At 54.6% G+C, this 13,129-nt stretch carries 9 protein-coding genes; 5 read left to right on the forward strand and 4 right to left on the reverse strand.

The genetic code is table 11. From position 1 onward, the window contains the following. Positions 1 to 7: 7 nt before the first annotated feature. Complete coding sequence (locus tag MT343_RS03270) at positions 8 to 1,153, reverse strand: DUF3570 domain-containing protein (protein ID WP_145469899.1); 1,146 nt, start codon at positions 1,151 to 1,153, stop codon at positions 8 to 10. After that, the gene (locus MT343_RS03275) at positions 1,137 to 5,309 is read right to left on the reverse strand and encodes a sensor domain-containing protein (RefSeq protein WP_145469898.1); all 4,173 of its coding nucleotides are present in this window, start codon (positions 5,307 to 5,309) and stop codon (positions 1,137 to 1,139) included. The genes MT343_RS03270 and MT343_RS03275 overlap by 17 nt, the downstream gene beginning before the upstream one ends. A 215-nt stretch (positions 5,310 to 5,524) precedes the next feature. Between MT343_RS03275 and ettA the strand changes: the two genes are divergently transcribed. From ettA to MT343_RS03300, 5 genes are all read left to right on the forward strand, one after another. Further along, complete coding sequence (gene ettA / locus MT343_RS03280) at positions 5,525 to 7,186, forward strand: energy-dependent translational throttle protein EttA (RefSeq protein WP_145469897.1); 1,662 nt, start codon at positions 5,525 to 5,527, stop codon at positions 7,184 to 7,186. Positions 7,187 to 7,345: 159 nt separating this feature from the next. Beyond that, positions 7,346 to 7,711 (forward strand): PilZ domain-containing protein, encoded by a 366-nt coding sequence (locus tag MT343_RS03285; RefSeq protein WP_145469896.1) that lies wholly within the window; start codon positions 7,346 to 7,348, stop codon positions 7,709 to 7,711. Between the two features lie 69 nt (positions 7,712 to 7,780). Continuing rightward, positions 7,781 to 8,446 (forward strand): fumarylacetoacetate hydrolase family protein, encoded by a 666-nt coding sequence (locus MT343_RS03290; protein WP_145469895.1) that lies wholly within the window; start codon positions 7,781 to 7,783, stop codon positions 8,444 to 8,446. Beyond that, positions 8,446 to 9,681, forward strand: coding sequence for a molybdopterin molybdotransferase MoeA (gene moeA, locus MT343_RS03295; RefSeq protein WP_145469894.1), 1,236 nt, complete (start codon positions 8,446 to 8,448; stop codon positions 9,679 to 9,681). The genes MT343_RS03290 and moeA overlap by 1 nt, the downstream gene beginning before the upstream one ends. Before the next feature lie 83 nt (positions 9,682 to 9,764). Next, positions 9,765 to 10,769, forward strand: a complete 1,005-nt coding sequence (locus tag MT343_RS03300) for a cytochrome-c peroxidase (RefSeq protein WP_145469893.1) — start codon at positions 9,765 to 9,767, stop codon at positions 10,767 to 10,769. Positions 10,770 to 10,851: 82 nt separating this feature from the next. Here the strand turns inward: MT343_RS03300 and ssb are convergent, their stop codons facing one another. Continuing rightward, positions 10,852 to 11,520, reverse strand: coding sequence for a single-stranded DNA-binding protein (gene ssb, locus MT343_RS03305; RefSeq protein ID WP_145469892.1), 669 nt, complete (start codon positions 11,518 to 11,520; stop codon positions 10,852 to 10,854). Further along, positions 11,504 to 12,904 (reverse strand): MFS transporter, encoded by a 1,401-nt coding sequence (locus MT343_RS03310; protein ID WP_145469891.1) that lies wholly within the window; start codon positions 12,902 to 12,904, stop codon positions 11,504 to 11,506. The genes ssb and MT343_RS03310 overlap by 17 nt, the downstream gene beginning before the upstream one ends. Between the last annotated feature and the right edge of the window lie 225 nt (positions 12,905 to 13,129).

Consider the following 13,129-nt stretch of genomic DNA (forward strand, 5'->3'; position numbering starts at 1 on the left):
CTTAGCTCTAGTAACGGTAAAGAATACCGGCGCTGAGCAACTGATAATTCACCAATGCCGGTGCTTCAGGCGCTTTGCTGCCATCCCGTCCCCAGGATTCACGGCTGCGGTAATTCTGTCCGCTGATGCTGAATTGCAGTGCCTGAGACCAGAGCAGGTCTACACCCAGTTCAAGGGTTATGGCGCCGTAAGCGGATAAACGCGCATCATTACTTTGCGCATTGCCACTGGCGGTACTGGCCAGAGAGTAGAAGTCAGCGGCCTGCTGGCGGTAAAGGCGGCTGCCCAGCGTGGCGCGCCAATAGCGTCCGAGGTTCTGATACCAGCGCAGCTCCAGCGTGTGGGAATCCACGCCCCAGCTGTCGTGATAAAAGCGGTAATTCCAGTGAGCCGCACCATCCCAGGGCTTCATAAAAAACCGGTACATCAGGCTCAGGGTCTGGGCATCGCGGTTATCCGGGCGCAGATCGATATTGCGGTATGGGTCGGATAAATAGCCGCTGCTCTGACTGTAGCCCAGGGTCAGTTGCAGCAGTTCGTATTTATTCAGAATCTGGCTGATACCCAGATAACCTTCCTGACGCTTTCGGCTCTGGTCATCCGCCAGTTGGCGGTTGACCGAGAGGCTGCTGTCGCTGGGGTTCAGGCGGTCGTCAGACTGGCTGATACCGGCATTGAGGGTCGTCATTCCTGACCAGAGCTCAAGGCTGCCGGCCAGATTCCAGGCCAGCGCCTGATAGTCATTTTCGCCGGAGTAATACAGCCCGCCACCGAGCGTGCTGTTGCTGAAATAACGGGTCAGCTGCAGTTGTGCATCCTGTCTGCTTTCGTCGATGGAGGCGCCGCTCATGATCACTTCGCTCTGACCGCTGCTGTTTTCAAAGGTCTGCAGAGGTGAGGCACCGCTCAGCGTTTCGTAGCTGCCCTGCATATTCAGCAGCCACTGGCCGGCGACGGGGGTTTGCCATTGCAGTTGCTGCACAGAAATCTGATAGCGTTCTGTGGAACCGCTGGCCACCCGGTTAGCAGGCATATCGTTTTCCTGATACTGGCTCACGCGGTATTGCAGCTGTGCTTCCTGTGGTGGTGCAAGTGCATGAACAGGTGCCACTGCGGCCAGAGCCAGAAGTGCGCTTTTAGCTCTGGGTTTCATAAGGTTGCAGTAGTTGCAGGAATTGTTGTTGGGGAAGCGGTTTACTGAACAGGAAACCCTGAACCTCTTCACAGCGGGCAGAAATTAAAAAATCCAGTTGCTCACGGGTTTCTACCCCTTCGGCAATAATGCCCATACCCAGGTTGTGCGCCATGGCAATAATAGTGCGGGTAATCTGAGCATCATCGGAGTTGTCGGGTAAATTCTGAATAAAACTGCGGTCAATTTTCAGGGTATCGACCGGGAACTGCTTCAGGTAATTTAGTGAAGAATAGCCGGTACCGAAATCGTCGATAGCTGTGCGTACGCCGAGTTTGCGTAAACCATCGAGTGCTTCCAGCGTGTGTTCAATATCATCGATCAGGATACTTTCGGTCAGCTCCAGTTCCAGCTGGTCGGGGCGTATACCGGCTTTGAAAATTGCATCTTTCACAATCTGCAGGAAATCGTCCTGTTTAAACTGGCGGGCGGAAACGTTGACGGCGATGCGTTGCAGTTCCAGTCCGTTTTTCTGCCAGTCTGAGAAATGCTGACAAGCCTGTTCCAGCACCCACTGGCCGATAGGAACAATCAGGCCGGTATCTTCAATAATGGGAATAAATAATCCGGGGGATATAAGCCCCTTGGTCGGATGGTTCCAGCGTAATAAAGCTTCGGCAGCGACGGCAGTTCCTGTGCCCGACTGGTATTGCGGCTGGTAATAAAGCTCCAGTTCGTTGCGGTTTAAGGCATGGCGCAGATCGTTTTCCAGCTCCAGCAACTCCACCGCTTTCTGATTCATTTTTTCGTTAAAGAACTGCACGTTGTCACGTCCCAGATCTTTGGCGTGATACATCGCCATATCAGAGTTTTTCAGCAGTTCAATAACACTGACGCCATCATGCGGATAAATAGAAATACCAATGCTGGCGCTGATAAAGACTTCGCGCTGACCAAGAATATAAGGACGGTTTAATGCATGCAGAATGCGCTCGGCCACTTTAACGGCGGTATCTGCTGCTTTTTCGTTATCCGTCTGCTCGCCAAGGGCAACCGTAAATTCATCCCCACCGATGCGGCAGACCAGATCCTGCTTCTTGGTGCAGTTCCGCAGGCGTTGAGCGACCTGTTTTAATACCTGATCACCGGCCGGGTGTCCCATAGAATCATTAATCGGTTTAAAACGGTCGAGGTCGATAAATAACAGTGCAACACACTGATCATGGCGTGCGGCGGTTTTCAGTAATACGTCCAGACGTTCGTGCATCTGGCTGCGGTTGGGCAGGCCGGTGAGCGGATCGAAATAAGCTAGCTTATGGATGCGTTCTTCAATCACCTTACGTTCGGTGATGTCAGACATAATAATAATCAGACTCTGAACTTCATGGTCGTGGTCGCGGATCGCACTGACGCCGGCCCAGCCGGTGCGTATTTCTCCGCTGGCTCGCTGATAAAAAATCTCGCCCTGCCAGTAGCCTTCAGTAACCAGAGCTTCGCCGATTTCTTCAAAGAAGGTGATGCCATGGCGTTCCGGTGAAATAAGAAAATCCGGTGTACGGCCGATGACTTCTTCATTTTTGTAACCGGTAATGGAACTGAAAGCGCGGTTGATATTGGCAATGTTCAGCGTGCGGTCGGTAATTAAGATGGCTTCGTTACTGTTGGCAAATACTTCCCCCGCTAACTGTAATTCGCGCTCGATTTTGCGTGCTTCACCGACATCACGCGAGATGCCGAGCATGCCCTGCAGTTCACCTTTATCATTCCATAACGGGCTGGCCTGCAGCTCGAGTAAAATCTCTTTACCATTTTTACTGGTAGCGACCGCGTCTTTACGGATCATCACATTACGCGATTGGGCATTGGCCGGATCGAGCAGTGCCTGTTGTATCTCGTGGTGCATGGCCCGGAACAGGGTACGGATATCCCGGCGTTTAAAAATAGCACCGACACCTTCACGCAATAATTCATCCGGTTTATAACCGAGAATACGTTCCACCGACGAGCTGACGAAATTAAAATTCAGATCAATATCGGTGGCCCAGATAACGTCGCTCATATTTTCTGCCAGCAGGCGGTAGCGGCGTTCGGATTCGACAATGCGTTCCTGTTTCTCAATATCGCCGGTTACGTCGCGGGCGGTACCGATATAGCGTACAACTTTACCGTTTTTATCCAGTGCGAACGGGGTATCACGGAATTTGAGAATTCGCAGGCTGCCGTCGTAGTGGCGGAAACGGGCGGTAGCTTCGCGCGTAGTGCCCATTTCCAGCGTGCGGTTTTTATTCAGAGCAATCGCCAGCTGGCTTTCTTCTTCCGGTTCGGCATAGCGAATCCAGTCGTCAGCTTCAAGTTGCAGATCGGGCGGATAACCCAGCACTTCACCGATTGTACGGTTGTGGTAAATGACTTTATGAGTAAGTTCCGGGGTCAGCTCAACGACGTAAACCAGATCCGGCATGGCGGCCATCACCTTTGACCAGAAGGCTTCACGCTCACGGGTTTTTTCGTTGGCTTTCTTGCGTTCGGTGACATCCAGAACGGTCATCAGTGCCTGACCGGGAGTGCCGGAGCGCAGGCTGAGGTTGACCCAGAAATCACGCTGCTCACCGCTGAAGATGCGCAGCGGTAATTCAAATTCGGTGGTGTTCAGTTTCAGATCAACCGCACGTTGCAGAGCAGAGCGCAGTTCGCGGCTGCCCTGTACCAGTAAGTGGCTGTAATCCTGCAGCAGTTGCTGGCGGTCGCGGGCTTTGGTCATGCGCACGGCGGCATCATTGATATTCACCAGACGGACGCTTTCCAGCTGACCATCAAAGTGAGAGATATCCAGCAGACAATGGGCAACGCCGGCTTCTTCAAACAGGGCTTTATAGCGTGAACGGCTCTCTTCCAGCGCGCTGGTGGCATGTACGGCATCGGTAATATCGCGCAGCAGCCAGACGATGCCGGTAATGCGCCGGCCTTCGTACAGCGGGTTATATCCCTGCTCAAGAATGCGCTGTTCTTCACCAATGCGGACGGTCAGCTGGCGGCCGTTATCCTGCAACAGCTCCAGTTCATCGGCGGTCAGGCCACGGTTCCAGAGCGCCTGTTTGTCAGGCCAGACATCGGCCAGGCTTTCGCCAATAAAGTCGCGCTGGCCGTTCTCAATCAGCAGTGCAGCCCCTTTGGGGTTAACGTAGTTGATCAGGCCAAAAGCATCGGTGGAGATCAGGGCATCATCGATTGACATCAGCACCCGGTCGGCGCGTTGTTCGGTCTGACGGCGGATAATTTCCAGCTCGGCGGCACGGCGCTCCTGACGGCGCAGGAATATCCACAGTATGCCGGCCAGCACCGAGAAAGTTGCCAGTACCACCAGGGGAGGATGAATGCGGCTCCATAACTGGGCCCGGGCGTCTTTAGCGACCGGCAGGGCAATAACATCCCAGTGAGTGAAGGGGATGTTGGTACGGTACAGAATCTGCTGTTCTTCGGTTTTAGTCAGCCTGGGCTGATGGGATGAATCGGCGTAGTAGTGTTCACGGATACCAATGGAATTATCGCGGGTATCCAGCAGCAACATCTCGAAGCCGGGAAATTCGCCATTGTAAATAATGCTCGACAGCTTGCTGTAGGAACGGCGACTGACAAACATATAGTGATGGCCGCTGGGGGCCTGAAAACGGGTGTAAAAGTAATAGCCGCCTTTGCCACCATAGCGCAGGGAAAACATGCCTTTTTCGCCACCCAGGCTCTGGATATTGGTATAGATGTCGCGGGTTTCATCGGCGTGCAGCGGCGCGCCCTGATGCATCAGATAATGGCCATCATCATCAAACAGCACAAAGCCGGTCAGGTTGAAGAAGGATTGCTTCATCTCTTGCCAGAGCCGGACGGCAGCCGCTTCGTTGCCACTGGCCGACTGTTCCAGCAAAGCGGCATAGCCATGGCTGAACATGGTGTTTGCGGCCAGACCGGCCTGTGCCAGCAGCCCGGATTGCTGGACGTAGTTTTCCAGCGTCAGCGCCACTTCTTTACTGAATGCCTGCTGATCATGGTGCCACTGACGATAGCCGTTACCGGCCAACACCAGTGCCAGAAAGACAAAACTGAGCAGAAACAGCGGGAAGTTAATCAGCGTTGAACGGCGCAGGTCGTCCTGGCCGGCCCGCTGTAACAGGCGAAACAGCATGGTTAATGAATCTTATCTTTATTAATCATCATGGCCGAAGTATAGACAGCTTAAGGTGGGATAGGCGACTTAATATGGCGCTGATGACATTTCTGTGACTTTGCCCGCAGCAAATCGCGTGTACAGGCAGAAAAAGCCCGGAGAACGGCCTGTTATGTTGCCATTGGCGACGCTTTTCAGTAGCTTTGCCGCCATCTGATACGAGGTATTTTTCCATGGCACAGTATGTATTCACCATGAACCGTCTGGGCAAGATTGTTCCGCCCAAACGCCAGATTCTGCGTGATATTTCCCTTTCGTTCTTTCCTGGCGCCAAAATCGGCGTGCTGGGTCTGAATGGTTCCGGTAAATCCACCCTGCTGAAAATTATGGCCGGTCTGGATACCGACATTATCGGTGAGGCACGTCCGCAACCTGATCTGAAAATCGGTTATCTGCCGCAGGAACCGGAGCTTGATCCGGCCAAAGACGTTAAAGGTAACGTCGAAGATGGCCTGCGTGAGCTGATTGATGCCCGCGCAGCACTGGATGCCGTGTATGCCGCTTACGCCGAGCCGGATGCCGACTTCGATGCGCTGGCGAAAAAACAGGGGCAGCTGGAAGCCTTTATTGAAGCGGCCGGCGGTCATGATATGGAGCGCCATATGGAAGTCGCCGCCGATGCGCTGCGTCTGCCACCCTGGGACGCCGACGTGACCAAACTGTCCGGTGGTGAGCGCCGCCGCGTGGCATTGTGCCGTCTGCTGATGTCTAAGCCGGATATGCTGTTACTCGACGAACCCACCAACCACCTGGATGCAGAATCCGTGGGCTGGCTGGAGCAGTTCCTGGAAGAGTATCCGGGCACTGTGGTGGCCATTACCCACGACCGTTACTTCCTCGATAACTGTGCGGAATGGATTCTGGAACTGGACCGTGGCCATGGCATTCCGTATCAGGGCAACTACACCACCTGGCTGGAAGCGAAAGAAAAACGCTTAGAGCAGGAAAAGAAACAGGAAGAAGCACACTCCAAAGCCATCAAGCATGAGCTGGAGTGGGTTCGTCAGGGGGCTAAGGGCCGTCAGGCGAAGAGCAAGGCACGTCTGGCCGCGTTTGAGGAAATGAACTCACGCGAATTCCAGACCCGTAACGAAACCAACGAAATCTACATTCCACCCGGCCCGCGTCTGGGCGATAAGGTGATTGAGTTCCATAACGTTACCAAAGCCTATGGCGACCGGGTGCTGATCGATGACCTGAGCTTTACCGTACCGCCGGGTGCCATCGTCGGTATCATCGGTGGTAACGGTGCCGGTAAATCGACCCTGTTCCGCATGATTGCCGGTACGGAACAGCCGGATTCCGGCTCAGTGGTCATCGGTGAAACCGTGAAGCTGGCCTTTGTTGAACAGCTGCGTGATGAACTGGACGACAAGAAAACCGTATGGGAATCCATTTCCGACGGTCTGGATATGATCAACATTAACGGTAAAGACTACCCAAGCCGCTCTTACATCGGCCGCTTTAACTTCAAAGGCGGCGATCAGCAGAAGCGTGTTGGTGAACTGTCCGGTGGTGAGCGTGGTCGTCTGCAGCTGGCCTATACCCTGAAGCAGGGCGCCAATGTGTTACTGCTGGACGAACCGTCCAACGACCTCGACGTAGAAACCCTGCGTGCGCTGGAAGAAGCGGTACTGGCTTTCCCGGGTGCAGTAATGGTGGTTTCCCACGATCGCTGGTTCCTCGACCGTATTGCCACCCATATTCTGGCTTACGAAGGCGACTCCAAAGTAACTTTCTTTGAAGGTAACTACACCGAGTACGAAGCCGACCGTAAGAAGCGTCTGGGTAATGATGCCGCGCCTAAGCGTATGAAGTACAAGCGTCTGGCGTAAATCGTTGCCGGAAGCCAGCTGCTGTCAGCATCTGGCTTCCGGCGTTCTCTTTCTTTTCTGTCATAAACGTCAGCCTCAGCGGTTTGCGATCTCAGCAATACGGACTAAACCTTTATACATCTGTGGGCATAATGCCCCGGAATATGACAGAGGTAAGTCATGGATTCTCGGCAGTTCAAACGTGTGCATTTCCTTCAGCGGGTTCAGGTTGAAACCGATGGGGAGCGGCTTGAAACCCATTGTCTGGATATCAGTTTGCGTGGTGTGTTACTGGTGCGTCCGGAAAATGTTAACTGGCGCCTGGAGCAGCAACTGGTGGTAACCCTGGTTTTGTCGCCGCAGGAAACCATCGAAATGCGCTGCTCGCTGGTGCATATCGACGATGACGTTGTCGGCTGTGCCTGTGATTCGATGGATCTCGACAGCATGACCGCATTGCGCCGTCTGCTGGAGCTTAATCTGGCCGATCCACAGGCTGTACACCGCGAGCTGGCCGAACTGGTGCGCCCGAGTCCTGCGGACTAGATCCTTCTCCCGGCGAGCCGGGTGACAAGGTATAGTAACGGCCTGTGATCCTGATCAGGCCGTTTTTTTATGTATTTTCCCATCCTCGAAGGTCAGCCCTTTACCCATTCAACCGGCAAAATTGTCTGTGTCGGACGTAACTATGCTGAACATGCCCGTGAACTGAATAACCCCATTCCCAGCCAGCCGATTCTGTTTATCAAACCCGCTGACGCTGGAGTGTCTATGGCGCCATCGTTCCGTATCCCGCAGGGGCAGGGGTCTGTGCATCACGAACTGGAAATCGCGGTGTTGATTGGTCAGCGCTTATGTCACGCCGCTGAAGATGACGTTCCGGCCGCTATTGCCGGTGTGGGCCTTGGTCTGGATCTGACCCTGCGTGATGTGCAGGACGGACTGAAAGCGAAAGGCCAGCCCTGGGAAATCGCTAAAGGCTTTGATGGCGCTTGTCCGCTGAGTGATTTTGTTGCCGCCTCGCGGGTGGAAGACTGGCAGCAGTTGAGTCTGACCCTGGTGCGTAATGGCAAAGTACAACAGCAGGGCTGCAGCGCCGATATGCTGTTCCCTTTGCTGCCGCTGATTGCCCATATGAGCCGGATTTTCACGCTGAATCCGGGCGATATCATTATGACCGGCACCCCGGCTGGTGTTGGACCTCTGCAGCCCGGCGACCAGCTGGAAGCCCGTCTGCAGGACTGGCTCAGTGTGCACTGCAGTGTTGAGGAGATGGGCTGATGGCATCCTGTGATATGCCGGGTCTGACACCGCTGGATCAGGCACTGGAAAGCTTACTGGACGGTATTGAAACACGGAGCGATAAAGAACTCATCAGGCTGGAGGAGGCGCTGGGTCGGGTGCTGGCTGATGATGTCTGCAGCACGCTGAATGTCCCTCCGGCTGACAACTCGGCGATGGATGGTTATGCCGTGCGGGCTGCCGATTTAAGTGCCGGCTGCGAATTAACCCTGTTGGGTAAAAGCATGGCGGGTCATCCCTTCAGCGGCAGCGTTGGTCAGGGGGAATGTGTCCGTATTATGACCGGCGCACTGCTGCCTGCCGGAGCCGACACCGTGGTCATGCAGGAAAATGCCGCTGTGCTGGAAAGCGGCCGGATACAGTTTCAGGCTGGCGCGCCACAGGGCGACAACGTGCGCTATTGCGGCGAGGATATCCGTGCAGGGCAGGTGATTCTGCATGCCGGGCGGCGTCTGCGTCCGGCGGACGTTGGCCTGCTGGCCAGTATTGGCATTGCCGGGGTCAGTGTGCGGCCGCGACTGAAAGTTGCATTGCTGGCGACCGGTGATGAGCTGGTGATGCCGGGTGAGCCTTTGGCAGATGGGCAGATTTATCAGAGCAACAGCTTTACCGTGGCGTCTGTTGCCAGACGCCTTGGCTGTGACGTGCTGGATCTGGGCAAAGTGGATGACAACCCCGAAGCACTGCGTCAGGCCTTTATTCAGGCCGACCGTCAGGCCGATGTGGTCATTACCTCTGGTGGTGTATCGGTGGGTGAAGCCGACTACACCAAAGATATTCTCGCCGAGCTTGGCGAAATCAGTTTCTGGAAGCTGGCGATTAAACCGGGTAAGCCCTTTGCCAGCGGCCGTCTGCCCAACAGCGTATTTATCGGCTTGCCCGGTAATCCGGTATCGGCACTGGTGACCATGCATCAGCTGGCGGTGCCGATGCTGCGCAAACTGGCCGGTGAAACGCAGACTGCAGCGCTGCGTCTGCCGGCAGTTGCCGCCAGTGTTATCCGCAAAAGTCCGGGACGCACGGACTTCCAGCGTGGTATCTGGCAACTGAATGAACAGGGCCAGATAGTGGTGCGGCCAACCGGTGGGCAAAGCTCCGGTGTGCTCAGTTCGATGAGTCAGGCTAATTGCTACATCGTATTGGAGCAGATGCGTGGCCGGGTCGAAGAAGGTGAGAGCGTTATGATCGAGCCTTTTGATGCTTTACTGGGATAGTGTTGTTCAGCAGCCGGTGGAACTCTCATGAGTCGTCTCCGTCCTACGCCGCTTACTGCACTTAACCTGATGAAGAGTAATTTATGATCCCGACAATCTGCCGGGTCGCAGCGACCCCTTTCACAGTGGGCCTGATGGCCTTTGCTGCTTTGAGCGCCATGTTATCGGCACCTGCCAGTGCAGATGCTCTGCAACAGCAGGCTCAGGCTGTATTTGGCTCAGGAGAAGCGCCCAAACCGCATTTTTCAAAAGCCGAAGCAGCATTGGGCCGGGTGCTGTTCTTTGATACCCGTATCGGTCGCGATGGCACTAACTGTGGTACCTGTCATGAACAGAGTAAAGGTGGGGCCGATGGACGCAAAACCGCGCTGGGAGCCTTCGGCCGGCAAGGTAAGCGGAATACACCGACCATTGTCGATATCGTGCCGCAGATCAGCATGCACTGGACCGGCGACCGGGAATCTCTGGCGGATCAGGCGATACGCGCACTGACGGCGCCACCGGCCTATGCTCATGCTTCGACCGATGAAGCGCTGGCGGTTATTAAGGCCCTGTCAGATCTGAATGAAGGTTTTAATGCGCTGTACGATGATGGCGTCACCGCCGCCAACTGGGGTAAAGCGTTAAGCGCTTATCAGGAGCATCTGGTAACCACCTCGGCTTTCGACCGCTATCTGCAGGGCGATGCTCAGGCTCTGAACGCAGCGCAGAAAGAGGGGTTAAAAACCTTTATCAATACCGGCTGTGCAGGCTGCCATAATGGCCGCTTGCTGGGCGGAACCTCTTACCAGAAGTTTGGCATTGTGGCCGACTACACGCAGTATACCGGCTCGCAGGAAGACATTGGCCGTATGGCATTTACCGGTAAGGAAAGCGACCGCCGGGTATTCAAAGTGCCACCGTTACGTCATGTGGTACAGACCGCACCTTATTTTCACGATGGTTCTGTGGCAGAGCTGAAGGACGCCATCGACATCATGGCAAAAGTGCAGTTAGGGCGAACGCTGAGTGACGATGATAATCAGGCAATTCAGACCTTCCTGCAGGCGGTTACTGCGCCCATGCCGGCTGAGTTGCAACGGCCATAACCGGACGGCCCCGCTGACAGACAATAAAAAACCCTGCATTGGCAGGGTTTTTTATTGCTCTTATAACCGCCGGGGCGGTTAATCAGAATGGGATATCGTCATCAAAATCGTCAAAGCTGTTGCTTGGCTGTGGTGCGTGCTGCGGCTGTTGCACCGGAGCCTGAGCTGGCTGCTGGTAACCACCCTGATAGGCTGGTGGTTGCTGAGCATGCTGTGGAGCCTGTTGCGGTGCCTGTTGCGGAACATGCTGCGGTGCCTGTTGCGGAGCTTGCTGATAGCCACGCGGAGCCTGAGGTGCGGCCATCGGAGCTTGCTGTGGTGCTGCCTGAGGAGCCTGCTGATAACCCTGTGGTGCGTTCATGCCCATAGGCTGGCTCATTGTCTGTGATGGCGCTGAGTAAGACCCCATATTGTCGCCACGGCCATCGAGCATCATCATATCGTTGGCGATGATTTCGGTGGTGTAGCGTTTAACGCCGTCTTTTTCCCATTCGCGGGTACGCAGTTTACCTTCGAAGTAGGCTTTTGAGCCTTTTTTCAGGTATTGCTGAATAATTTCTGCCAGCTTGCCGTATACCGTAATACGGTGCCATTCGGTGGATTCTACTTTCTGGCCGGTCTGTTTGTCGTTGTAGCTTTCGTCGGTGGCCAGTGTCAGATTGGCCACGGCGTTGCCATTCGGCATATAACGAACTTCAGGGTCACGACCCAGAGTACCAATGAGTGTCACTTTGTTAACGCTGCGACCCATGCTCTTCTCCTGTGGAATGAATGATGGCCAATGCCTGTGTTCGATCAAAGGCATCAGCACTGACTTTTAAATAGATTGCGCCTTCACTGGCAAGCAGACTGACTTCCGAGACTCCGGTCAGTGCCATCAATTGTGCAAGTTGTTGTTCGCTGCAGCCATCCGTGCTGTCCAGACGAACACTGGTAAGGTGTTGCGGGGCGGAAGACTGTGACATAAGCAGCACCCAAAGTATCACTAATGCCCCCAGTCCGACAAATAATGCACTGCTGCCGTACTGGCTCATAAGCCAGCCGCCGAGGCTGCCGCCGGCAAAGGCGCCGAGGAACTGCATGCTGGAATAAATGCCCATGGCGCTGCCCTTGGCGCCGGCCGGAGCAATCTTGCTCAGCCAGGATGGCAGGCTGGCCTCCATCAGATTAAAGCCCCAGAAATACAGCAACAGCAGCACAACCCAATGCCACATTTCAGCGGCTGCTGACATACCAAACAGGCTGAGAGCAATAACGCAGGCACCGGTAATCACTACGCTTTTCATTTTGCGTCGCTTCTCGGCGATGATGATAAAGGGCACCATTAATACGAAGGCACTGAGAAGTACCGGTAAATACAGCCAGCTGTGATGCTCTGCCGGTAAATCCAGCTTCAGCAATTGTCCGGGAATGGCGATAAAAATAGCCACCATTAAGGCGTGCAGCAGGAATATCCCCAGATTGAGCGGCCACAGCTGGGTATTACGCAGCTGAACACCGACTTCGCTCAGTACCGCTGAGGCATCGCGATGGGGCAAAACGGGTGGTGTTGGAATAACAAACAGCGTTACCAGAATGCCCAGCAGGGCAAGTACGCCGGTCAGGCCAAAAATCAGGCTCAGACCGCCTAATCCGGCAAGCCATGGCCCCAGTACCAATGCGACAGAAAAAGACAGGCCGATGCTGGCGCCAATAGACGCCATCGCTTTCATGCGGTTTTCTTCGCGGGTCAGATCCGTAACCAGTGCCATAATCGCACTGGCAATGGCGCCACCACCCTGTAGCGCGCGGCCAAGAATAACACCGTACACGCTGTCGGCACTGGCGGCGATCAGACTGCCAAGAGCAAAAATCAGCAGGCCACCGATAATAATAGGTTTACGGCCAAAGCGGTCCGACAGGGTTCCGGCGGGAATCTGCAGCAGCGCCTGAGTGAGGCCATAGACCCCCATCGCCAGACCAAGCAGTTGTGGCGTAGCGCCATCGAGCTTCTGTCCTTCGATCATCATCACCGGCAGCACCATAAACAGCCCCAGCATACGCAGGGCATAGAGTGACGCGAGGGAGACGACTGCACGCTGTTCGACGGCAGAAATGCCGCTGTGCTCAGTTTCTGGAGAGGTAGAACTCGACATACTCACTGGTATTCCGGTTGGTACAGCTAAAAAGTGCGCCAGTTTAACAGCAATGCCGTCTGTGGATTAAGTCTTAAGCACGGTTATCTGCAGATTGCTTGTTTACGGTGGCTCCGGACAGACCCGGGAATGGTACGGAAGTTCTTCAAAAAGCCGTGGGTCAATCCGTAAAACTACGAAAAAAAGTCATGCTCAAGTGGCAATTTGCATTGGATTGCGTACACT

This window comes from Venatorbacter sp. C2-1 (assembly GCF_022832715.1).
GTDB lineage: Bacteria > Pseudomonadota > Gammaproteobacteria > Pseudomonadales > Oceanobacteraceae > Venatoribacter > Venatoribacter alkanivorans.